This is a genomic window from Proteiniphilum sp. LBM24028 (genome assembly GCF_056629195.1).
The window spans coordinates 1,761,032-1,785,100 of record NZ_CM152817.1 but is presented as its reverse complement, the minus strand read 5'-3'; the positions used below and the strand labels follow the sequence as shown (position 1 = coordinate 1,785,100).

The window sequence follows — 24,069 nt, the reverse complement described above, 5'->3', positions numbered from 1 at the left end:
CAAATAAACGACTTTTTTGTTTAACATATCCTCTTAAAATTAAGAAAAAACGTAAAAAAACGATTTATTCAACAAAAATTAAGGAAAAGTCCCTCATCATTTTGTTTATTTAGTTTTTATTTAATATAAAAACTCATTTTCTCGGTTTTTTCCTTTCTTACCCAGATTATGGTTTTATTGATTCAGATTGAACCGTAGGCTTATGCCTGCATTTGTGTTGGAGGTTGCGTAGGACCCGGATGATACAAGAGGTTTGTTGATGATCTTGTCAAAAAAAGCACGTAGTGTCAAAGTACTGCTTATTGCATAGTCGGCTGCAAAGCGAACAGATGTCGTTTGAATACCGTCAGTCGCCTGTGTGAATCCATTTTCTATTTTTCTGATCAACGCCTGTGTGATCTTGTGGGAAATATCCAGTCGGGTGTTCATATCGTTAACTATTCGATAACCCAATCCAAGAACCATATCTTTGTCGTTGGTTTCCACGACCTGGAGCGATGTGACATTCAGATTCACCGCACGTGTCCGGTTGAAACGTAAACCAATATTCATCTCGTTATTGAATACACTGCTCACTTCGATAAGGGGATTGAAGCTTTCCACAATACTCACCGCCGAGATATCGAAGGGCGATGAAGGCAAGGGTACTCCAGACATTGCATCGCGGACAAATCCCAGTTCACTTCCGTTGCCAGCAGGTACCCAGCTCAGAAAGGATGCGAATGAGCCTATCCTGTATTGTGACAGGTATTGATGGTTGATAATAAGCGATTTAATATGATCTTTCAGACCGGGAAGAACGTTTGTCATATTATATGAAATATTCCAGTTTGGCAACATGGAAGTGATGTCCGGAAAAGCCCGCAGGCCGGTCTTTTTGGGATCTTTTCCGGTATAGGCAGCAAAAAAGGAGGGGATGAGTACATCTGCAGAATTGTGTTGTACGTCGCCCACAGCCGGATCGAACGGTTTCCCGCTGAGACTGCTGCCGACAAGAAATCCCAGGGAAGGGTAGTCTTTTGTCACATATTGTTCGCGAACCCGTGCCGCCATCCCCTCCCGGTATCTTTGAAAATTCTCAAAAGCACGGGAATAGTAATTGTTACCTGCCCCTGATTGTTCAAAGGCGGAGGAGAGCGTGACCGTACTCATGGCAAAACTTCCGCCACGAACATCGGGCATTCCCGGGAGCATGTATTGCATTTCCGTTCGTTTGTTGTCTTCGTACAACGCGTGCAGATATATACTGAGACCTGGTAAAGGTTCTATGGAAGCATCCATCCTGATTTGCTGTGTCCGGTTGAAAATGGCGGGCCTGAGGTTATTCTCACTCATTACCAGATGATGGCGTGCCATGGCTTTCCTGACAAATTCCTCTCCTCCTTCCAGACCAAAGGCAAAGCCCAGACCGGGAAGAAGGCCCTCTGTACTCTTTTGTTGTCCGAAGAGGTCGCCAACTGACGGATTGTAACCACCAAGGTCGGTCCGCGTCTTATGAACAATATTTAAATTTATCTGACGCACCATCATCATGACACGGAACAGTGATCGGGCCGCTTCACTATCGGTATAGCTCTTTTGCCTTGTTTCGGGCCGTGTTCCCTTTTCTTCGCCGGAAAAGCTTCTGTTTGCTTGTCGCAGAAAAGGTATCTTGTTATAGAGAGCATTCAAATTGAATCGACTCTGAAAGGTGAAAGAGAGGTCGTTTTGTAGGAAATTGCCCATATTCTCTCCCTCAATTACGGCTCCCCGTTCCCATCGGTACCCTGTATTGCAGGCTGTACTGGAACTGATCCAATCCATTACGGGTATTTGTGCAAAGGGAAGAGTATAGGTAACATCGGCTTTTTGGGCGTAGCTGAGCGGCTTACCCAATTTGCGGATACTTTGTACAACCGAGTCTCTCCATATATCATAGTCGCTGCGGTTGATCTCCTTATTTACTTGCAGGTAAGGCTCCTCAATCTCCGCGATGGTACCGGAGCGAAACGAAGTGTGCAAGTTTCTGGTCGGGTCCCAGGTGAATGAGAAATCCCTATTCCAGTAGAAGTCGCTGTCAAAAGAAAGGTGGACTTGTGAGTCTCTCAATTGCGTTTCCTGATAGTGCCGCGTGATGATACTACTTATCCGGATGTTACTGGGCAGGTAATTGATATGAAGGGATCGTGCCAGCTTTGACCAGTCCGTAGAACCATCTATTCCCTTGAATGGTTCCCATGGCTTTGCCAGAGAGGTATATGAATAGTGGGCTTCCAGTCTGAAATCCTTTGCAGAAGTATATTCTGTGTCCGGACTATGGCGTTTCTCCTTATTCCTCGTATAGCCAAAGCTGAAGTTTGCCGGATCGTAAGGCATGGGATTTTTACTTTTGACATCGATCTTCACATTGTTGAGGCTGAGACCCCGGATGCTTCTGCCGGTGAGTGCCACACTCTTTAGAGAGTCGAGGATGGCCTGATTGCCAGTCTGTCCCAGTGTTTCCTTCAACAGAATATCACGGTTAAAAGGATCGTAGAGGGGGGTCATTGTTTCTTCGGACCATACGTAATGGAGAGGTGCGGAGATCTTTGCTTTTCTCGGGAGAAAGCGGCCCAGTTCCATATTCATGGTAACCTGCAGTGTGGTATACTCATCGTTACGGCGTGCCAGCAGGTGTTGATCAAGTGCTCCGAAGCCTGCGGTTTCCTTTTGTCCCGCAAGGTAAATCGCACCCAGGTCGGAGAGTGTCAGGTTCACATTGCCCCGGGTAGCCCAACCTCCTTCCTCGTCGAACTCACTCAGTCGCATTTCATTCACCCATATCTCTCCTGACCTTACTTCACGGCTGTTATTGCGGATGCCGATCATCAATACCTTCACCTCTGCCAGTGACGGATTGCCCACGATGGTGATCAGGTTGTCCGGTTTCCCGGGATCGGATTGGGTGTAGGGTGTGAAGTAATCGGGTTCCATGCCGGATTTCTTATTGGCATTGCGGTCGAGTTTCAAACCGGTGAACAGTTCCAGCGGAAAATCAAACATGTTTTCTATTGGCCATACGGCCTGCTGCCCTGAAAGTGTATGAGCACTGTATTGTCCTTCGGGTGTGAGGCGAAGCGGGATCTCATACTCGTAAAAATTATTTCTATAATCCGACCCCAGGCGCAAAAAGATGGAGAAGTCACCATCCTTCAGCACATCCGTATCATCCCGTAACTGTTCTGCGTGTACAAACATCTGCATTCTTTTGTAGCGACGCAGGTCGTACATGCAATTTTTATATACTGCCCGGGAATCACCCGGATCAAGATGCGTCACCCTGAGAGAGAGCGACTGCTCGTTTTCCTGTCGTAATTGAGGCTGGGCCGGATCGAGTATACGTGTTACGCCGGGTGGCAACAGATAATTTACCGGTGTTCTGCTTCCGTTCTCCTCAATGTTTACGGCAGATATTTCCAGGTTACCGGTCCCGGCCTGTGCCCCTCCGGAGACAAGTTCGCTACGATAGCTTCTCCATTCGCTGCGTACCAGCTCCAGGGTGGCAAAACGAAGAAACACCGGTTCTTCAAAGCCGGTGAGAAACATCCGCATAAACCGGATGTTGTGGAACCCCTGTATATTGCCGGTGCGGGTCTGATATTCACGGATAGGTATTCTGAACTGAAACCAGGTTACCTTTCCGTCTTTTCCGTTACGTAGCTTCAGCCTCACTTCCCTTTTGTCCGTGATGAAATTGGAACCCACCTCCAGCATACCGGGACGAAGGGATACTTTGTATTGGAAATAGGATTCATTTTCATTCATCGTGTGGTCATTGTCAATATCTTCCACATCGGGCGTGGTTCGTGAGGCACTGTGATAGGAGTTGTCCTCTTCCGGTGCCAGTGAGTTACCTTCCGTTCCGTTATAATACTTGTAGCGGTCAAGAATGCCTAGTCGCTGTCGGTCCTGCTGTTCCCCGCGGTAATGGCGGAAGCTATCGCCCGCCGGATCGTTGAACGGTGAATGGGCATCGTCCTGCATCTTTGAGATCGTTTCTCCAGAGAGGCGCTGTCGCAGCTCGTCGAGGTAGGCCGCGTATGCAGGATATGTTTTTTCTTCCTCGCTGTTTAGTCCGTTTAATCCCACATCCTGCATCCTGCGCGATTCTGTTCCCAGGGAGTTGTCGAAACCGTAGACCGTGGATTGTCGTTTGGGATATTTACCCCATACCGATTTTCCCACAGCTGTGGTATCGCCATCGACAGGTAGTCCGTTCTCGAAGAACTTTTTGCCATCCTTCAGAATGTCTTCCGATATTTCACCGAGATTAAAATAGAGATCCCCGCCTTGTGAACTGCCCATAGTATCGTTCACGAAGGGATCCATCAGCCAGAATTCAATATACTCGATGTTGGCAGCTTCAAAATCGCGGGTATCCATGCGGCGGGTGATGCCGCCCCAACGCCGGCGTGGATCATGTAACCTGCCGTTGGAGTCGACATCGGTGTCCAGGTTATAGGGACCGCGTTCATCGGGATAATAGGAGAGATTCAGTACCGGCAACGTGGCCGGCTGACCATACAGTGCATCGCGATTTGGAAATATCTCCCGTTCGTAGATCTCCCGTACCCTGTGATCGGAGAGCTGATCGGCGTCATTCTGAATGTGTACGGGCGTGAGACCGGAGTTCTTACGGGTAAAGATTCCGTCGATATAGAACCATGCCAGAAGAGCCCGGTTTTTTCCATACCCGGTATGATTTGAGAGCGCTGCTTCCGGAAAAAGTGAAGTGGATGTATTGCTGTAAGGGGTGGCAGCTAGTGTCCAGGCATAGGGTGTGCGCAGGTCGATGGCCGATGTGGAGGATTCAAAATCATCGAGATAGGAATAGCTGCCTGTATATTTGTTTTCGTAATGCCCCGGAAGCATTTGCGCAAACTCGAGATTTGCTGTCAGTTGAGAAGGCGCGGTAGCTTCCACAAAAGGGAGCATGTCGATGAGGTTGGTGAGCGCATATGACTGCTTCCTGTAGTTCAGATGGGTTCCCCACAATGTGTTCTTTGAGGATTCATCGCCAAAAGCGGACTTCATGGTGAGCGGCTTTTCGGAATAGTGCATCAGCGTGGCGCCAAATGATAAGTTTTTGGAGAAATCGTAATTCACGTCCAGTCCTGTCAGCATTTTTCGCTGTAACTGTGAGATCTGCCGGTTCTCGAGCGTGACACTTACGGGTGTTCCCGTGGCCAGTATAGCCTGATTGATGATATTTACCGTACCCGATACATAGTCTACCGTATAGTCGACTCCCTCGGTGAGCGGAACACCGGCAGCCACCACCCGTACCGATCCTCTGTCCAAATTCATGGCATTCAGGTTGATCTCCGAACCCGAAGAACCTTTGTATTCACCGCTGATACGGAATTTATTCTTTTCCGGATACTGACGTGCCATCGTCAGTGTGGAATCATATAACTCCTGATAAATATATTTTTCGGCGATAACATCATTGCCTATTTTATGACGCAGGTAAGAGCCGAAAGGCTCGACCACCGGAAAGATAATCCGTCCATTTTGTGAGTCTACCGTATACCCTTCCAGAAAGTCGAAGATGCCATCGGGAGAAGGATCATTTCTGCTGTTTAACCTGTCGAGGTGCATCACCTGTAGCAACAAATCATCTCCGATGCCACTTTCGGGAATATAATTCAGGTACGATCCCCTGGCGTCGCTCTGCCAGGTGATCTGCAGCCGGAAGTGGTCTCGCTGTATGTTATAGGCACCATGACCGAGGGAGTAGATGTTTTTCATCATCAGATCCCAGGTGTAGGCACGGGGAGACAGCGATACCGGCTTGAGCAGCTTCAGAAAAAGAGCGCCGGCTCCATTGTTGTTACCCTCTGCGGCGACTCCACGCACATCAGTTGAAAATTCACCTACCTGGTATACCTCTCCGCGATAGGTAAACTCATAGGCAACTGCCAGCACTTCGTCGGGTTGCAGTGGCATGTTCAGAGACAGATACCCCAGCTGCGACTGAAAGCTGTACTCGGATGTAGTGAGAAGACGCGCATTTTCCAGTTTTTCGTAATCCACACCGGCTACAATACCGGCCGGAAAAACCTGTGCCGCAACGCTGCTCTCACGTGCTTCCGACCAGATGCCGGTGAGCTGCTCATACAGCGTGTTGGCCTGGTTATGCGGTACTTCAGGGATTCCCTGAGGTATCCATGCACTATTATGAATATGATCCTTTTCCCCGAGATCGGCAAAGGCAATAATATTTCTTGCCCTGGCATAATCGCCCCGCCTGTTGGTCACCCATACTTCCATCCTGGTAATGGAGACGGGAGACTGAATGTAAGGCAGCTTTTCCAGCGCTTCGTCATACTTCTCACGAAACCAGTAGCCCAGGAAGAAGTGTCTGTTTTCATCGTATTGGTCGACAGAGAACTCATAAGGTGTTGTTTGTACCCCCCCCCGTGTATTGATGGTCTGCGATTCGGATTGTTGCTGTGAAAAGATACTGTTGACCCGCAATCTTCCAAACTGTAACTCCGATTTGATTCCGAATAGCGCCGATCCAGCCTGAATGAGTGAGTTGCTGCTGTTCATGTTCACGTTGCCTGCCTCTATACTCTGGATGATATCATCTTCATTACCCTGGTAAGCCATTTTGACCTGTTTGTTCTGAAAGTCGAAGGTCGACTCGGTGTCATAATTGATGTCAAAGTCAATCCTATCACCCACCTTCGCGTTTACATGGAGCTGGATCTGCTGGTCGAAGTCAAACATGCTTCTTCTACGTGCCTGTTGGGGAAGAGTGGGATTATTGGTGACATTCCTGTTCACTCCGGCTGATATTTCCGCATAACCCTGTGTTGTAAGGCGTACTCCCCCGGATCCGAAGATGGTCCCCGGTGGATTGCTTTTCTTTCTCAGGACAACAGGTGAAAAGGATTTTGAAGAGGGCTGCAGGGTGTCGCCCTGTAGCGTGTTGCGTTCACGGAAATGGTCGGTCTGCGTCCGGCGCAGCCGGTATGCCATGTATTCTTTGGGCGTCATTGAGTAGGGGGTACCCACTACGGTGTTACCGATTTTTTTTTCGAAGACATAGCGATCAAGCAGATGATCATAACGAACTTCTGTCTTGAAGCCCGACAAACTTATTTGCGCACGAAGGCTTTGTATCCCGTTTGCCATAAACAGGAGCAATAAAAGTACTATGTGAACGGTTTTTTTCAGAGAGATAACAGCTATACGATTTTTACCCAAAAATGCGTATTACGTAACCAGCCCGCTGTTTATAATCTCTTCAAAGCTTCTTTAATGACACCTTCAACTGGTAGTGAGGGCGATTCTTTGATTATTTTTGACACCACCTTTTGTGAGGCTGTCTGCACAAAGCCAAGCATTACCAGTGCGGACACGGCCGCATGGCCTGTCTCGGAAAGATCGGCTTTGGAAGGCAGCTGTATGGTCCCGCTCTCGTCGGTAAACTTGATCTTGTCTTTCAGATCTACAATGATACGTTGTGCTGTTTTTGCCCCGATGCCTTTCACTGACTGCAACACGGCAGCATTTTCCGTGGCAATCACGTTCTCCAGCTCTTTGGCGCTGAGGGAGGAAAGAATGACCCGTGCAGTGCCGGGACCTACTCCCGAGACAGTAATAAGGAGCAGGAAAAGCTCCCGTTCATGTTTATCCACGAAGCCGAACAAAACATGTGCATCTTCGCGGATTACTTCGTGCACGTATAGTTTTTCTGCCTGCCTGTTGTTGAGGGCTCCATAGGTGTTGAGCGAGATATTCATCTGATATCCGATACCTCCGCATTCAATGGTGACAGTTGCAGGAGTCAACTCGACCACATCGCCCTTAATATAATCTATCATATCCGAAGTATTCAATTCACCGTTATCCCGTTGCTCTTCATTTTGCACGGTGAAAACGGCAGGGTGTTGATTACGTAATACCGTATTTACAACGATAAAAACCGGAGAAAAGTATATCTTTTTGTTTTTTCTGAAAATTTCTTTCCTTTGTCCGGTACGCTTCTACGGGTTGCTGCCATTTTGGATCCATGATATGACTTCCCGATTGGCCGTGGCCAGTTTGGAAAAGTTCCCTGATGGATTACATGAACAAAGATAGGCATAAATACCGTCCCATAAAAAGCTTTTATTTTGTACTTTTGCGGATTATAATTCGGAATGATGGCAGCGAAGAAAAAATATAGTTACGACATAGAGGCGCAGGACATAGATTTTCGTAGAAGGGTTTCTCTGGCCTCTCTCACAAATTTCATACTGATCACCGCCGGAAAAAATGCCGATGAAAATGGCTTTGGCCTGCTTGAACTGCAAAGTGATTGTTTTACATGGGTTTTGTCACGCCTGGTGATCGATATGAAAAGAATGCCCACCGAAAGCGACTCCCTGACTATTGAGACCTGGATTGAGCATATAGGCACCGCTTTCACAACCCGCAATTTCAGAATACTTGATGGTGGAGACCATCTTATCGGGCACGCAGCCTCCTCCTGGGCAGTAATGGACATGCGTACACGTCGCAGTGTGCTGCTGGAGACACTTCCAGCTATGCGTCATTTCATTGTGGGAGAGAGTACTCCTATCGGGGAGCCGGGACGTATTCCCAATGTGTCGGGAGAGGTGGCAAACAGCTTTTTGGTGAAATATAGCGATATTGATGTAAACAATCATGCCAACAGCCTGCACTATGTAGAATGGTTGTCCGATTGTTTCACGCCCGATTTTTATCGGAGGCATCATATCCGCCGGTTTGAGATCAACTTCCTGAAAGAACTTACCTTCGGCGATTCGGGAGAAGTCTTTCGTCAGTTAAAGGGACAGGCCGACTATGCCTTTCAGATTGAAACACATGGGAAAGGAACTGTTTGCCGTGCCCGCATCGTATTTGAAGAGGTGTAACGGGCGTTGTACTGCGTTATTTTCCCCCGAACTTGAAAACCACGGGAATTGCAGCAGGTACCTTTACAAGGGTGCCTCCGACCGTAAATTTAGGCCATAGTTTTACCGATACCGACGTCTCGTTGGGGGTAATCCCCAGAAAGGCACTCATTTCATTGGTTACCCGTTCCTGTGAATAACGGTTCATCAGATTTTTCAGATCCACGCTTACGGGAATGCCCACGACCTTGGTTTCCCCTGGTTCAATGCGGATGGGGATATCCATTTTCCCTTCCACAAATTCCATGTCATTTATTTGAATGGCGTAATCAAGGGCATCGAGAAAGGCAGCCGAACTGTTTGGATTGGTCACGTCCATGTTCAGGGTCATGCTGAAAGGAATGGACTGCATTGAGGCTCCCCTGGCCAGCACCGTGGCTATTGAAGCCAGGTTGGAGACGGAGATGCTGGATGCGTCACCCAGGTTTATCTCTGCCAGTAGAATATTATTCAGGGAGTGATACCTGTATTCGCTCTGAGAGAGCTGAATAGCGCCTCCAATCTGGTTCATAACGTTGCAGCCTGTAAGCATGACAGCCACAATGAGGATTGTGATATTTTTCTTCATCATAAGTTTTTACTTAATTGTTACCATTGTTGCTCCATAGCCGTATTCCTGAAAGGATGCGTCCTGGTAATAACATTTTGGATATTTGGTTTTCAATTCTTTCAGGATGGCACTTTTTAATATTCCGTCGCCTTTGCCGTGAATAAATACAATTTTTTTGTTTTTATTCCTGATATGGCTGGTCATCACTTCATTGAATTTATTCAGCTGGTAGTCCAGCAGATCGGCATTATTCATCCCTGCTGTGGAGTCGAGTAATGCATCGGCATGCAGGTCAATCTCGATCGGCCGATCTTTTTCTTTTTTTTCGATCCGTTGAATACGAGGGCGATTTTCACCGGACTTCTTATCCCTGATGGCACGTTCAAGGTCTCCTGCGGAGACCAGCATCTCCCTCTCGGGGACATCATTCTGCACGATAAAATAGAGTAGTGCATCATCCTCAAAGTAGTCGTTCTCCCTGAAACTGTGTAGTTTGTAAAACTTTACCGTGTCAATACGTAATTCCACGGAACAGGGATTCTTGAAGTGAAAAGGTTTTTGATGTTTGAAAGCGATAAACTGGACAGACACTTTTTCAATTTCATTGAGCACCGTTTTATCAAATTCTTCCAGAAAAATCTTGGTATTCGGCTCTATGGAACCGCTGTAACGACTTTTCCATGTATTGTTTTCGCGACTCATATAATTGAAAAACAAGTAATAGTTGCTGTCGTTCACAAAATAACATTCGTAGGCTGAAATCGAGAGATTCTTCACATCTGTGGGCAGGAAGGCCAGGCAAGCAGTGATCTCTTCTCCCCCGGATGTTTCCTGTACTGCCTCCGGTACTTTTACTTTCACTTCAGGCAGGGAAGGATAATGATCTTTCTCCGCCACCGTCTCTTTGTTTTCTGGAGTCTGTCCCAGCTTCTCATTTCCGGCAGATTCGACAACCACGCACTCTGAAATGAGTACGGGGACCTCAAATCCGTGCTCATCCTCTACAATCACCAGCTGTTTGTTGAGAAAACCTTTCACAACACCTCCACCTACAGTATTCAGAAAACGCACTTTGTCGCCTGTCTCCACTTTCTTCATGCTCTTTGGGTCTCTTTTCAGTAGTTTTATTTTTGTTACCTGTTGCAAAGTTGACTATTTTTGCGGAATAAATGCATTAAATAACTACGAAAAATCGTTTTACGATTGTAAAAAATGAAAAAGTACCAGATCGGGGAATTGCAAATATCCCATTTCAACTACGATCTCCCCGACGATAAAATTGCCAGATATCCTCTTTCTCAAAGGGACACATCAAAGTTGTTGCTCTATCGGAATGCACAACTGTCTTCCTGTACATTCAATGAATTGCCGGCCTTGCTGCCCCAAGAGAGCCTGCTTCTCTTCAACAATACCCGTGTGATCCATGCCCGCCTGCTTTTTTATAAGGAAACAGGAGCACAGATAGAGATATTTTGTCTTTCACCTCACGCACCTGCAGATTATGCACTGAACTTTCAACAACGACAGCAATGTTCATGGCACTGCATGATCGGTAATGCCAAAAAATGGAAAGAGGAGGCCTTGTTTATGGAGGTGACCTGCGACGGCGAAGTGTGCACGTTAAAGGCAGAGAAGAAGGAAGCAAAGGACGGGGAGTGGATTGTCCTCTTCTCATGGAACCGGGACGGACTTACTTTCTCCGAACTGCTGGAGCTTGCCGGAAAACTACCCGTTCCTCCCTATCTCAATCGCCCCTCAGAAGCGAGTGACGATGAAACATACCAAACCGTCTATTCCCGCATTGAGGGCTCAGTAGCTGCACCTACTGCAGGACTCCATTTTACGCCCAATGTAATGGAACAACTCCAAAAAAAAGGAATTGCTACGGCTGAAGTGACATTGCACGTGGGTGCCGGCACATTCCGGCCGGTGAAATCAAATATAATCACCGGTCATACCATGCACACCGAATTCATCACCGTAGAACGGAAGACAGTAGAGAAACTGCTGAATAATCAGGGCAAACTAATTGTGGTGGGTACCACCTCCCTGCGTACCGTGGAGAGTCTGTATTATATCGGGAGGAAGCTACATCTCCATCCCGAAGCCTCTGCACAGGAACTGAGCGTGAAGCAGTGGGAGCCTTACGATGAGGCCGGTGACTCTATTTCTCCCACGCGGGCGCTTCAAAATATACTTGTCTATCTCGACAGACAAAAACAAGACAGGCTGATTACTGATACGCAGATCATCATCGTGCCGGGTTATCACTTTCATTACGCTGATGCGATCATTACAAATTTCCATCAACCTCAGAGCACGTTGCTGTTGCTTATTGCCGCCTTCGTGGGTAACGACTGGAAAAGAATTTACGATTATGCGCTACATCACGATTACCGGTTCTTGAGTTATGGCGACAGTTCGTTATTGTGGAAAAAGCCCAAATAACCTTATTTTTTGGTTAAAATGGAAGCTGAGCCAAAGCCATTCCTCCTTTTTTTGTAATATTGCATTGTTGAAAAAGTTATGATCATTTACTTGTTTTTGATTCATTAATTTGATTGCAAAGATTACCCGTATACTCGCTATCATTGTGGGAAGTATCATATTGTTAAATATTATACTTTTCATTGGTTTCAGCATTCCTGCCGTGCAAAAGAGAGCTGCCGACCTTGCACTCGAAAAGATAAAACCAGTAATCAAGACCGAAGCTTCCCTCGGAGGTATCCGTTTTCGTTTATTCAATACCCTCGAACTAAATGGAATATACCTCGAAGATCAGCAACAGGATACTCTGGCATATATTGACAGAATGGCTGTCCGTATCCATGCCATGGATCTTCTCAGGAACAAGGTGTCAGTGGAGAAGGTGAGCCTGGAAAACTTTTTGGCCCAGGTGCATCGTAATTCTCCCGAGGATCCTTTCAACTTTCAGTTCCTGATTGATGCTTTTGCCAAAGAGAAAGATACCACAATGGTGAAGAAGAAAGCGGTCTGGCGCATTACAGCAAACGAAGTGATTTTAAAGAATGGGAGACTGCAATACAACATCGATACCGTGCCTCGGACGCCGGGACAGTTTAATGTCTCACATTTCGACATACATAATCTGAATTTCAAAGGGAAACTCGACTTCCTGAGTATCGAGGATATGCAGGCCGATATAAGCCTGCTGAGTTTTAGGGAGCGTTATGCCGGGCTTACGCTGTATGATCTGAAAGCCAGCGCTAAAGCTGAGGAAACACAGATTACAAGTGATAAACTGACCCTTACCCTGAATCGTTCAGAAATCAGAGTGGCCGATGCCCGCTATGACAGGGCGACAAAGGAATTCTATCTGAAAGCGGGGAGTGATGTCATAGACCCGAACGATATTTCTATTTTTACGTCCCGTTTTGCTCACCTGAATAAACCCATCTCCTTCAACGCGGAAGTGGAGGGGAAATTGCCGCAGGCCACACTTCACAACCTCGGATTTCAATACGGTTCCGATACGAAAATCAGCCTTTCCGGAAAGATATCCGATTATAGTAACCTCGATAATAGCGACCTGGAGGCAGATGTCCGACAACTGAGAGTTTCACAGGAAGATCTGCAGGATTTTATCCGTGTGGGTGCCTTCGTATATCAGTCACCCATTCAATTACTGAACATGGGTGATCTCTATTTGCAGATGAAGGTACGCGGAAAACTCACTAATTTCAGGTATGACGGTACGGTGAATACAGCACAGGGTACTGTTTCGCTGAACGGTACGGGACGAATAAGAAACAAATTTCAGCAAATGGAATTCGAGGGACCCGTACGTGCCCACAACATGGAGGTGGCCAGTATAATTGGCGAGGGTCCGGGTGTGGGCAATGCCACACTGAGTGCCAATACGAAGGTTTCCATCCTGAAGGATAAAGGAGTCACGGTTACTGCCGATGGAAGCGTAGAATCGATAGTCTACCACGGGTATCATTATCAGGATCTCAATTTTAATGGCATCTACAGTGGCGACAATGTGACGGCGAACATCCAAAGTAAAACGGAAAAAAACAGGTTTGATCTGAATGGAGATGTGACTTTTGGAGAAGAGATGCGCTTTGTGGTGAATGGAGATATCGAACGGCTTGAATTGAAACCTTTCCTGATGATGTCGGACTGGAAGAATCCATATGTAAGCCTCCGGATCGATGCTGAGTTGGCCGGTACCACCATCGACAATATGGCCGGTACCCTGGTGGCCGACAACATCTCATTGGCGGACAGTAACTTTATTTATAATCCTGGGGCCATCTATCTTCAGGCATTGACAGATTCGGTAGAGGGAAAAAAATTGCAGATCATGTCTTCATTTCTGGAAGCGGAGATGCAAGGCGATTATTATTTCTCCACGATCGGAAAAGAAATGAAACAGGCATTACATCATCACCTGCCTTCCGTAATACCCCTGAATGAAGAGGATGAACCCGCTCCGGGAATCAATGACTTCCGTTTTAATATTCTGCTGAAAAATACGGAAGATATTTCTTATGCTTTCTCCCTACCATTTTATAATGTGGAACAGGCTACCATAAGTGGCAATGTGCAAATGACGAATGATGGCGCTTTTCAGTTGAAAGCACATATTCCACGACTTATGGTGGGCAATAATGACTTGCGCGAGACGAGGGCGGAGCTGCAGAGTGGTATTCCTGCCGGCATGGGATTAAATGTAAATACCTATCTGGTCCAGAATAACGGGTTTGTCAACGCCCGCCTGAACAGCAACGCTTCAGGGGATTCGGTAAGAAACATAGTTTCATATGATTTGCGCCAAAGCAATACAAAATCCAACGGAGAGATTCTTGTCACGGCAGGATTCCTGCGTGAAGGCGATATGCCGCTCGCCGCAGATATCCATATTCATCCTACGACCATTCTATTCAATGATAAGGAAATAAAGTTTAATGACGCAGCCATTGCCTACCGTAAGGATCACATTACCATCAGTAACTTCGGACTGCAGGAAAAGAATATGCTTCTGCTCGGTATCGATGGTGTTGCTTCCCGGAGTGAAGCTGACAACGTTCGTATTTATTTCAATAATACCGAACTGGCCAATATTCTGGCGGCCTTCAATGTCGCTGACTTTGCCGGGTCCATCAACGGGGATATTTATATAAGACAGGCCCTCGATAACCCGTTGATACGAACAGAGGATCTTCGTATCGATCACATCACGGTAAATAACGACAGCATTGGTACACTGAATATCGAAGGAAACTGGGATAATCTCTATTCCGGACTGGATCTGAATGCTTATCTTACCCACAAGGGGAGACGTAATCTGGCTATTCAGGGATTTATCCCTACCGGCGACAACAGCCACCGCTCCCTGGATGTGAATTTCCTCGTCGATGAATTCGACCTGAATGCCATTCAACCCTTCACTGTCAGTACCTTCAGCCAGCTCTCCGGACGTCTGAACTCAAACATTCATATCACCGGAAAGTTGTCTGAGCCGGTGACGGAAGGATGGCTGGGAATTGAAGAAGGAGTAATGAAAGTGACTTATACCAATGTTACCTACTATGTGTCAGATACCATTGAAATAAGAAAAGACAACGTGGGTTTGGAAAACCTTATTATACGCGATCAGAATAATAACACGGCGAATCTTAATGTGAGACTTTCGCATAGTAACTTCGGAAGAATGGTATATAATGCATCAATCCGACTAAACGATTTCATGTTGCTTAACAATAAGGAACGTACCGACCTGATGGTATATGGAAACCTGCGTCTATCGGGTAATCTGCAGGTGACGGGTTCACCCAACGGAATCTTTGGCAATGGCAATCTGTTCACACAGAGTCAGTCGGAAGTGATGGTAATGATTCCACAAACAGCCAGGGCTACCGAGTACAGCGGTGTGGTTTATATCAACACCCCGCAGGAAGACACCCTGGCCTTCCTCCGCAAGAAGGAGGATGAGTTTACGGAGACCAACACCCGGACTAAGTCGGGTATTCCCATCGTGATGAATATGACCGTAAACCTGAATCCTTTACTCAAAGCGGGGGTACTGCTGGACCCCACCACCGGCAATGCACTTGAAGCGAGCGGTGAAGGAGAACTGAATGTCAGTTTTAACTCAAAATCTACCCCTTCCGTACGTTTATACGGAGATTATGTGATCAACAGCGGAAAATTTCATTATAACCTGCAGAATCTGCGAACCATCGACTTTAATATCCGCGAAGGCAGCAGGCTCACCATGGAAGGAGATCCCATGAACACACAGTTCAATATCACGGCCTATCTTCCGGTCAGAGCCGATCTGGTCGCCCTCAGTCCCACTTTTACCACGGAGCTGGCCAACACACGTGTGCCGGTAAATGCACTGTTGCAGATCAGAGGCGATCTCGAAGCCATGGATTTGCAGTACGATATTGAACTGCCTGAAAGTTCCAACGACATACAGCAACGGGTGAACAGTTTCATAAACAATGAGGAGACTAAGATTTTACAGTTTGCCTATCTGGCAACTACCGGGAGTTTTATCCCGTCGGAAGGTTCCCCCGATTTGAACTTCGGCTCATCGGTATTCACCAAATTTGCCTCCAACACCTTGTCGCGTGGATTGGATGCCCTCTTTGCCAGTGCATTAAAGGATAACTGGTCTGTAAGTACCAACCTGGAGTCGGTAGATGGAACCTTTGAAAATGTGAGGATGGGACTTGATGTCTCCACCCGTTTATTTAACGACCGTTTGCGCATAACCACCAACCTGAGTTATGGCGACAACAGCATGTTGGCTGGCCAGCAAGCCTTTATGGGAGAGTTTGAGATGGAATATGACATCAATAACTGGTTGATGTTGCGTGCCTTCAATAGGGCAAATGAACGGTTCTATCGCCGAAATCCCACAACCCAGGGCGTGGGGGTGGTGGTAACAAAGGAGGCGAAATCATTCAGGAAGCTTTTTAACTTCAGGTTTACCAAGCCAAAAAATGAGGAATAGCGGATGAAAAAATATCTGATTGCCATACTCTTTCTGCTTTTGTTTGCAGCATGTGACGTGACCAAAAAGGTTCCGGATGGAAGTTATCTGCTCAATAAAGTCAAAATAGATTCAGACGTAAAGGGAATAGGATCCCCGGAGCTCGAACCTTTTCTCCGGCAGCGGCCCAACTCATCCATACCCATTGTCGGAAAATGGAAGTTACATATGTACAACATACCCAATGACAAGTCAACCTGGATGAACAGGCAGCTACTCAAATATGGAGAACCTCCCGTGTTGTACAACGAACAACTCGCAGTCATATCTGCCGAACAGATCAGGCTACACCTCAACAACAAAGGTTATTTGAACGCGGAGGTAGACACTACCGTGGAAAAAAAAGATAAAAAAGTAAGCCTTGCTTTTGATGTGACCGGAAATGAACCCCACCGGATTCGCTTCTTCAGGGACACCATCCGCTCTGCCGATACCACTATCCACAATATCCTGAACGAATCGAAAAGGCTGGATATCATCAAGGCAGGAGATATCTTTGATTTGTCTGTTTTGGAACTGGGGAGAGAACGTATGACCACCACGCTGAGGAATAGAGGATATTATAATTTTCTGAAAGATAATTTTTATTTTCTGGCAGATACGACTGTGGGCGATCACCAGACCGACGTGACCCTGGCTCTGAATAACCCCACAGACTCCACCCTGCATAAACAATACAATATAGGAAAAGTGACTGTCATCAATGGCGTGGATGCAGCTCTTCTGCAGGATTCTACCCGGAGTAACCAGCTGGATACAGTTTACTACCGGGATCTGCAGATAATATCCGAAAAAGACCGGTTCCTGCTTCCCCAGGCTGTATACTACAACACTTTTGTACGTCCCGGCAGGCTCTACTCCGACAGGATTGTGGAGAGAACCTACTCTTCATTAAACGGAATGGGGCCGGTGAATCAGACAGCCATCAATCTCACACCCGTGGTACGCAACGATTCAAACCTGATCGATTCAAGGATCACACTCTTTCCGGGTAACTTACATTATATGCAATTCGGAGTGGACGGTACCAATTCTGCCGGAGACCTGGGGGTGGCCAGTAACCTTACCTACGAACACCGCAACATATTGAAGGGTGGGGAGACTTTTCGCGTGCGTTTAAATGCTGCCTATGAGTTTATCCGGGCTACCGACAGTCTCGATTTTCTGGATAACAGTTATTATGAATACGGGGGAGAAGTGTTCCTGTCAGTCCCGCAACTGTTATTACCCTGGCTGATGAAGCAGTTGAGAGATCAGCCCTCTGCCTCCACTGAATTCTCGGCTGGCATAAATTTTCAAAAAAGGCCTGAATACCTGCGTCAGTTTTTTAACTTGTCGAGCCGTTTTCAATGGTCATCCATGGAGTGGAAACTCCTGAATGTACTTGAGCCGGTAGGTATTACCTACGTGAGAATGCCCTGGTCCTCCGACCGGTTCAAGGAATTATACCTGAGCGAGGAAGCCAATCCGATTCTGCGTTACAGTTACGATGAGCAGTTGATTGTGCGGAGTACCTATAATATTACCTTTACCAATTACAACCGTATTTCCAGAGGAAGCATGCCCCGCATTCCATTCCGTATCCGTTCGGGAATTGAAGTAGCAGGATGGCTTCCCCGTGTGGTGACCGGTCTTGGTGGTGGCAAACAAAATAAAGAGGGTATTGAAGAATTTTTCGGTTTACCCTATGCCGAGTATGTGAAGGGCGACTTCGATATTGCTCCGCTTTTTACACTTAACGACAGAAACACCATCGCTGCACATTTTGCTGTAGGCGTGGCATATCCTTACGGCAATTCAACCGTGTTGCCGTTCGAGAAAAGATATTTTGGCGGTGGCGCCAACAGTGTCAGGGGATGGAGTACAAGAACACTGGGGCCCGGCACCTTCAGTCGCGACTCCACGGGGCATGATTTCGGACACAGGGTAGGTGACATCAAGCTGGATTTCAGTGTGGAGTATCGGCGAAAGTTCACACGACTGATAGAGGTGGCTGCATTTGTGGATACGGGCAACATATGGACGATCAAAGAATACAGTGAACAGCCGGGCGGCCTGTTTTCCCTCAATAATTTCTACAAGGAGCTGGCTGCTTCCTACGGGCTGGGTATCCGCTTTGACCTGAACTTTCTGATTATCCGTATCGATGGCGGTATGAAAGCCCACAACCCCGCACTGCCCGAAGGGTCGAGATGGACAATTTTCAAACCCGATTTTGGCCGGGACTTTGCTTTTCACTTTGCAATCGGCTACCCTTTCTGATTGCGATTTTACTAGTGGCGTTTTTTTGCCCTTGAAAAGGGAGAAACGAATAAAGGCAATTTGATTGCTTTTTGAGGAAAATTATTGGTCGTTTTGCAAACTTTTTTTAGCCGTTTTAATTTTATATATTTGTAAATCATTTTAACTTGTAGAACAAAATCATTTTTCTAAATATTTGAATTAGCTTGATCTGCTATGGAAACATTTGATTCAAAAAAAACCAGTCTGTATGAGATATTAAAGAGTATCCATGAAGGGAAAATTCAATTGCCCGACTTTCAACGAGGATGGGTATGGGATGACAATCGCATAAAAGGAATATTAGCCAGTGTCGCGAAGTCATTTCCCATAGGAGCAGTGATGCTGCTTGAAAACGGAAATGAATCCATCCGGTTCAAAACAAAAGCCATTGAGGGCGCCCCTGAGGTAAACGGCAAAAAACCAGAAATGTTGATTCTTGATGGACAGCAACGGCTCACGTCACTTTACCAGGCCATCATATCCAATAAGGTTGTAAAAACAAGAAACGCTAAGGGGTATGAGATAAACAGGTGGTATTATATTGATATGCAGAAAGCGCTGGATCCGGATACTGATCTTGAAGAAGCAATATTTTCAATCAACGAAAATAAGATTGTAACTGAGAATATTGGTCGCGATGTAGTTTTAGATCTAACAACCCGAGAGAAGGAATTTGAGAACATGATGTACCCCGTTAGCCTTATAGACGAGTATGATACATGGTTCCCATCTTTTTTCGAATTTTGGGAATATGACAAGGAAAAAATTAAGTTTTGGAATGAATTCCACAGAAGAATTATTCTGGGTTTTAATAATTACTCGCTTCCTGTGATTGAAATGACTAAAGAGAATCCTAAGGAAGCAGTATGCCAGGTTTTTGAAAAGGTAAACACCGGAGGAGTATCACTTTCTGTCTTTGAATTGCTCACCGCTTCTTTTGCCTCTGAAGAATTTGATTTGAAGGAGGATTGGAATCATATTAAATTAAAATTTAAATCTTATAAAGTACTCGACAAGACCAGTGAGATTGATTTTATTCAGGCTATCACCCTCTTCTCAACTTACCGGAGAAAAGTTGATCTTGAACAAGTGGGTCAAAAAGATAACTTCCCTGCAGTAAGCGCCAAGAGGAAAGAGATGCTTAATCTGGAGTTGTCTGATTATAAAAAGTACAGAAATCAGGTATTAGAGGGATTTATAAAAGCCTCAAAAATTCTTGTCGAAAACCATATTTTCCATTCAAGGGATGTGCCTTACACCACTCAGCTTGTGCCCATGGCGGCCATTCTCTCACAACTGGGAAAGGATGTTGATAATATGGGAAACAAGACCAAGTTGATGCGTTGGTTCTGGTGTGGTGTTTTCGGTGAATTGTATGGCTCTGCAAACGAAACAAGATATGCCCTCGACATCGTACAGGTTGTTGACTGGATATTAAAGGATGGACCTGAACCGAAAACAATCTATGATGCCAATTTTGTTCCGTCACGACTACATACACTGAGAACACGAAATAGTGCCGCATATAAGGGAATCTATGCTATTCTGATGGATGATAATACCAGGGACTGGTTATCAGGTACGAAGATTGATATCAGTACTTACTTCTCTGAGTCGATAGATATTCATCATATTTTTCCAGTTGCGTGGTGTGAAAAAAATAAAAATACCATTTCCCGTGACGAATATGATTCTATCATTAACAAAACACCCTTATCGGGCAGAACAAATCGTATTGTAAGCGGAGATGCCCCCAGTAAATATCTGGACCGTATAAAGAAAAATGTAGGTGTTGCTGATGATGAATTTTTAGAGATATTAAAGTCGCATGTCGTCAATCCTGAATTTATGTATAAGGACGACTTTAAAGGTTTCTTCAATGATAGAAAGGAACGCATCTTGCAAAAAATTGAAAAGGCCATGGGAAAAGCAATCATGCGTGAACAGTCACTAACCGAGGAAGGTGAGTATGTGAATGATGAAGAATTTGCTGATGAGACGGTTGACTTTTCATGAAGCTAATCGATAACATCAACCATAAACTCGGGGATGAGTTGGTAAAAACGATAGGCAGGGGGAGCAAGCTTTCGATTGCGGCGGCCGGCTTCTCCATTTTCGCTTATGAGGAACTGAAGAAAGAGTTGCAAGAGATAGATGAGCTGCGTTTCATCTTCACTTCACCAACCTTTCTGAAGGAGAAAACGCCCAAGGAGAAACGGGAGTTCTACATCCCGCAGCTGAAACGGGAGCGGAGCCTCTATGGAACAGAGTTCGAGGTGCGGCTGAGAAATGAACTGTCGCAAAAGGCGATTGCGAGGGAGTGTGCCGATTGGATCCGTCAGCGGGTACGTTTTAAGACCAACACCACCCACGATCAGATGGGAGGGTTTATCCATCTCCGTCAGGAGCAAGAGGTGGCTTATGCCCCGGTGAACGGTTTTACCACGGTGGATCTGGGAAAAGAGAAGGGGAACCAGATGTTCAGCCTTATCAACCGCATTGCCGCTCCATTGAGTGCACAGTACCTGGAAGTATTCAACGAGCTGTGGGAGGATGAAGAACGGATGCAGGAGGTGACTGATCAGGTGGTGGAACACATTTCAAACGTTTATCGTGAAAATGCCCCTGAGTATATCTATTTCATCACCCTCTACAATATCTTTAATGAGTTTCTGGAAGATCTTTCGGAGGATGTGTTGCCCAACGAGGCCACCGGCTTCAAATCGAGTGAGATATGGAACAAGCTCTACAACTTCCAGCAGGATGCCGCCCTGGCCATCATCAACAAGCTGGAGAAGTTCAATGGCTGTATCCTGGCCGACAGTGTGGGGCTTGGCAAAACATTTACCGCCCTGGCGGTGATCAAGTATTACGAGAACCGGAACAAGTCGGTGCTGGTACTCTGTCCCAAGAAACTGGGCGATAACTGGATCACCTTCCGCAGCAACCTGACCAACAATCCCATTGCCAAGGACCGCCTGCGGTACGATGTGCTGTATCATACCGACCTGTCGCGCGACAACGGCACCTCCAACGGTCTTCCGCTCGACCGGATCAACTGGGGCAATTACGACCTGGTGGTGATCGATGAGAGCCACAACTTCCGCAACGGCGGACAGATCTACGGCGATGAAGAGAAGAAGGAGAACCGTTACCTGAAGCTGCTCAACAAGGTGATCCGTACAGGCGTCCGCACCAAGGTGCTGATGCTCTCCGCCACACCGGTAAATAATCGATTCTTCGATCTGCGCAACCAGCTGGCTCTTGCCTACGAAGGTGAACCAGAAAAGATTGAACATTTACTGGATACGAATCAGAGCATCGACGATATCTTCCGTCAGGCGCAGGCTGCCTATAACCGGTGGAGCAAACTGGGCGTGGAAGAGCGAACCACCGGTAGGCTGCTCGACATGTTAAGCTTCGACTTCTTCGAACTGCTCGACAGCGTCACCATCGCCCGCTCCCGGAAACACATTCAGAAATACTACGATACAACCGCGGTTGGAAACTTTCCTACACGTCTGAAACCGGTCTCCATCCGCCCGTCGCTCACCCAAAAGAACGGAGCCATAAACTACGATGAAATATACGAGTTGCTCACCCAGCTCAACCTGAGCATCTATACCCCATCGGAATATGTTTTTCCCAGCAGGCAGGAGAAGTATGAAAAAGAGTACGGAAGAGATATGGGTAACACCTTTTTCCGTCAGTCCGACCGTGAAAAGGGCATCCAGCGGCTGATGAACATCAACCTGCTGAAACGACTCGAGAGCTCGGTCCATTCGTTCCGTCTCACCGTAACCAAGATCAAGCAGCTGATTGACGATACCCTCGACACCCTCGAGTCGAAGAATTACAACGAAACATTTCAGGTGGAAGGATTGGTCAGCGAGAACGATTTGGAGATCGATGACCAGAATACCGACCTCTTCGTGGGGAGAAAGGTGAAGATCTCTCTGACCGATATGGATACCGCTTCGTGGGCTGATGAGTTGACACGCGACAGTCAAATTCTACACGAGCTGCTTTACTTTGTCAATGACATAACTCCTGAGCACGACCATAAGTTACAGACACTCCTCTCTGTTATCGACCATAAGATGGAACATCCTATCAACGAGGATAACAGGAAGATTTTGATCTTTACCGCTTTCTCCGACACATCGGAATACCTCTACGAGCATATCAGTACCCACGTAAAACAACAATACGGACTCAACACCGCGCTGGTCTCCGGCTCGGTGGAAGGCCGCTCCACCTGTCCCCGTCTGCGGAACGACATGAACACCGTGCTTACCTGCTTCTCCCCCATCTCCAAACAGAAAGAACTGGTGATGCCGGAGAATCACCATGTGATCGATCTCCTGATAGCCACCGACTGTATTTCCGAGGGACAGAACATGCAGGACTGTGACTACCTGATCAACTACGACATCCACTGGAACCCGGTGCGCATTATCCAGCGTTTCGGGCGGATCGATCGTATCGGAAGCCGCAACGAGGTGATCCAGCTGGTCAACTTCTGGCCCGACCTCTCGCTCGATGATTATATCAACCTGAAAGCAAGGGTGGAGACACGCATGAAGATCTCAGTGATGACCGCCACGGGCGACGATAACCCCATCAGCGAGGAGGAGAAAGGCGATCTGGAATACCGCAAGCAGCAACTCCGGCGGTTGATGGATGAGGTGGTCGATATTGAAGAGATGAGCAGCGGCATCTCAATCATGGATCTCGGGTTGAATGAGTTCCGGCTCGATCTGCTCGAATACATGAAGTCCAGCCCCGACATCCAACATGCTCCCTTCGGACTGCATGCCATTGTGGAAGCCCGTGACGATGCACCCGAAGGCGTCTTTTACATCCTGAAGAACATCAGCAACGGCGTGAACATCGACAACCAGAACCGGTTGCATCCATTCTACATGGTCTACATCTCATCACGGGAGGAGGTGATCTGCAATCACCTCTCACCGAAGAAGTTGCTGGACCTGATGCGCCACCTCTGCAAGGGACACTCTGAGCCGATCCTGGATCTCTGTCGCCAATTTAACCTGGAGACGCACGATGGCCGGAAGATGGATCGATATTCCCGTCTGCTTGAATCAGCCATAGGATCCATTGTACAGGTAAAAACCGAAAAGGAGATTGAAAGCTTTTTCACAGCGGCCGACGCCATACCTACGGGCGCAGCCATCAAGGGACTGCATGACTTTGAACTGATCTGCTTTCTGGTAGTGAAACACAAATCAACCTGA

10 protein-coding genes are annotated in these 24,069 nt (G+C 46.8%); 6 read left to right on the top strand and 4 right to left on the bottom strand.

From position 1 onward, the window contains the following. Window positions 1–174: 174 nt before the first annotated feature. Together sov and ruvA are read right to left on the bottom strand one after the other, a co-directional pair. On the bottom strand, window positions 175–7,161 hold the full coding sequence (sov, locus tag AC1HCU_RS07000) for a T9SS outer membrane translocon Sov/SprA (RefSeq protein WP_480370766.1): 6,987 nt from the start codon (window positions 7,159–7,161) through the stop codon (window positions 175–177). Window positions 7,162–7,262: 101 nt separating this feature from the next. Further along, complete coding sequence (gene ruvA, locus AC1HCU_RS06995) at window positions 7,263–7,853, bottom strand: Holliday junction branch migration protein RuvA (protein WP_480370763.1); 591 nt, start codon at window positions 7,851–7,853, stop codon at window positions 7,263–7,265. Window positions 7,854–8,171: 318 nt separating this feature from the next. Here ruvA and AC1HCU_RS06990 point away from each other — a divergent pair, with 318 nt between their 5' ends. Then, window positions 8,172–8,909 carry an acyl-[acyl-carrier-protein] thioesterase gene (locus AC1HCU_RS06990; RefSeq protein WP_480370760.1) on the top strand — a complete coding sequence of 246 codons (738 nt, stop codon included), beginning with the start codon at window positions 8,172–8,174 and terminating at the stop codon, window positions 8,907–8,909. Between the two features lie 16 nt (window positions 8,910–8,925). Here AC1HCU_RS06990 and AC1HCU_RS06985 read toward each other — a convergent pair whose 3' ends face one another. Next, the gene (locus AC1HCU_RS06985; protein ID WP_480370758.1) at window positions 8,926–9,519 is read right to left on the bottom strand and encodes an LEA type 2 family protein; all 594 of its coding nucleotides are present in this window, start codon (window positions 9,517–9,519) and stop codon (window positions 8,926–8,928) included. 6 nt (window positions 9,520–9,525) lie between these two features. After that, a complete protein-coding gene (locus tag AC1HCU_RS06980) occupies window positions 9,526–10,596 on the bottom strand; it encodes a DUF2027 domain-containing protein (RefSeq protein ID WP_480371103.1) in 1,071 nt (356 codons plus the stop codon). Between the two features lie 114 nt (window positions 10,597–10,710). On the opposite strand from AC1HCU_RS06980, the gene AC1HCU_RS06975 reads away from it, so the two are divergent. From AC1HCU_RS06975 to AC1HCU_RS06955, 5 genes are all read left to right on the top strand, one after another. Further along, window positions 10,711–11,946, top strand: a complete 1,236-nt coding sequence (locus AC1HCU_RS06975) for an S-adenosylmethionine:tRNA ribosyltransferase-isomerase (protein WP_480370755.1) — start codon at window positions 10,711–10,713, stop codon at window positions 11,944–11,946. Window positions 11,947–12,055: 109 nt separating this feature from the next. Continuing rightward, window positions 12,056–16,489: a translocation/assembly module TamB domain-containing protein gene (locus tag AC1HCU_RS06970; RefSeq protein ID WP_480370752.1), complete on the top strand. Its 4,434-nt coding sequence runs from the start codon at window positions 12,056–12,058 to the stop codon at window positions 16,487–16,489. Window positions 16,490–16,492: 3 nt separating this feature from the next. Next, the gene (gene tamL, locus AC1HCU_RS06965; protein ID WP_480370749.1) at window positions 16,493–18,790 is read left to right on the top strand and encodes a translocation and assembly module lipoprotein TamL; all 2,298 of its coding nucleotides are present in this window, start codon (window positions 16,493–16,495) and stop codon (window positions 18,788–18,790) included. A 195-nt stretch (window positions 18,791–18,985) separates the two neighbouring features. After that, window positions 18,986–20,827 carry a GmrSD restriction endonuclease domain-containing protein gene (locus AC1HCU_RS06960; RefSeq protein WP_480370746.1) on the top strand — a complete coding sequence of 614 codons (1,842 nt, stop codon included), beginning with the start codon at window positions 18,986–18,988 and terminating at the stop codon, window positions 20,825–20,827. Beyond that, window positions 20,824–24,069, top strand: coding sequence for a helicase-related protein (locus AC1HCU_RS06955; RefSeq protein WP_480370743.1), 3,246 nt, complete (start codon window positions 20,824–20,826; stop codon window positions 24,067–24,069). The genes AC1HCU_RS06960 and AC1HCU_RS06955 overlap by 4 nt, the downstream gene beginning before the upstream one ends.

Bases quoted from the DNA above. Each gene is read 5' to 3' on its own strand.
- sov (WP_480370766.1), bottom strand. From the start codon at position 7,161: ATGGCAAACGGGATACAAAGCCTTCGTGCGCAAATAAGTTTGTCGGGC.
- ruvA (WP_480370763.1), bottom strand. From the start codon at position 7,853: ATGATAGATTATATTAAGGGCGATGTGGTCGAGTTGACTCCTGCAACT.
- AC1HCU_RS06990 (WP_480370760.1), top strand. From the start codon at position 8,172: ATGATGGCAGCGAAGAAAAAATATAGTTACGACATAGAGGCGCAGGAC.
- AC1HCU_RS06985 (WP_480370758.1), bottom strand. From the start codon at position 9,519: ATGATGAAGAAAAATATCACAATCCTCATTGTGGCTGTCATGCTTACA.
- AC1HCU_RS06980 (WP_480371103.1), bottom strand. From the start codon at position 10,596: ATGAAGAAAGTGGAGACAGGCGACAAAGTGCGTTTTCTGAATACTGTA.
- AC1HCU_RS06975 (WP_480370755.1), top strand. From the start codon at position 10,711: ATGAAAAAGTACCAGATCGGGGAATTGCAAATATCCCATTTCAACTAC.
- tamL (WP_480370749.1), top strand. From the start codon at position 16,493: ATGAAAAAATATCTGATTGCCATACTCTTTCTGCTTTTGTTTGCAGCA.
- AC1HCU_RS06960 (WP_480370746.1), top strand. From the start codon at position 18,986: ATGGAAACATTTGATTCAAAAAAAACCAGTCTGTATGAGATATTAAAG.
- AC1HCU_RS06955 (WP_480370743.1), top strand. From the start codon at position 20,824: ATGAAGCTAATCGATAACATCAACCATAAACTCGGGGATGAGTTGGTA.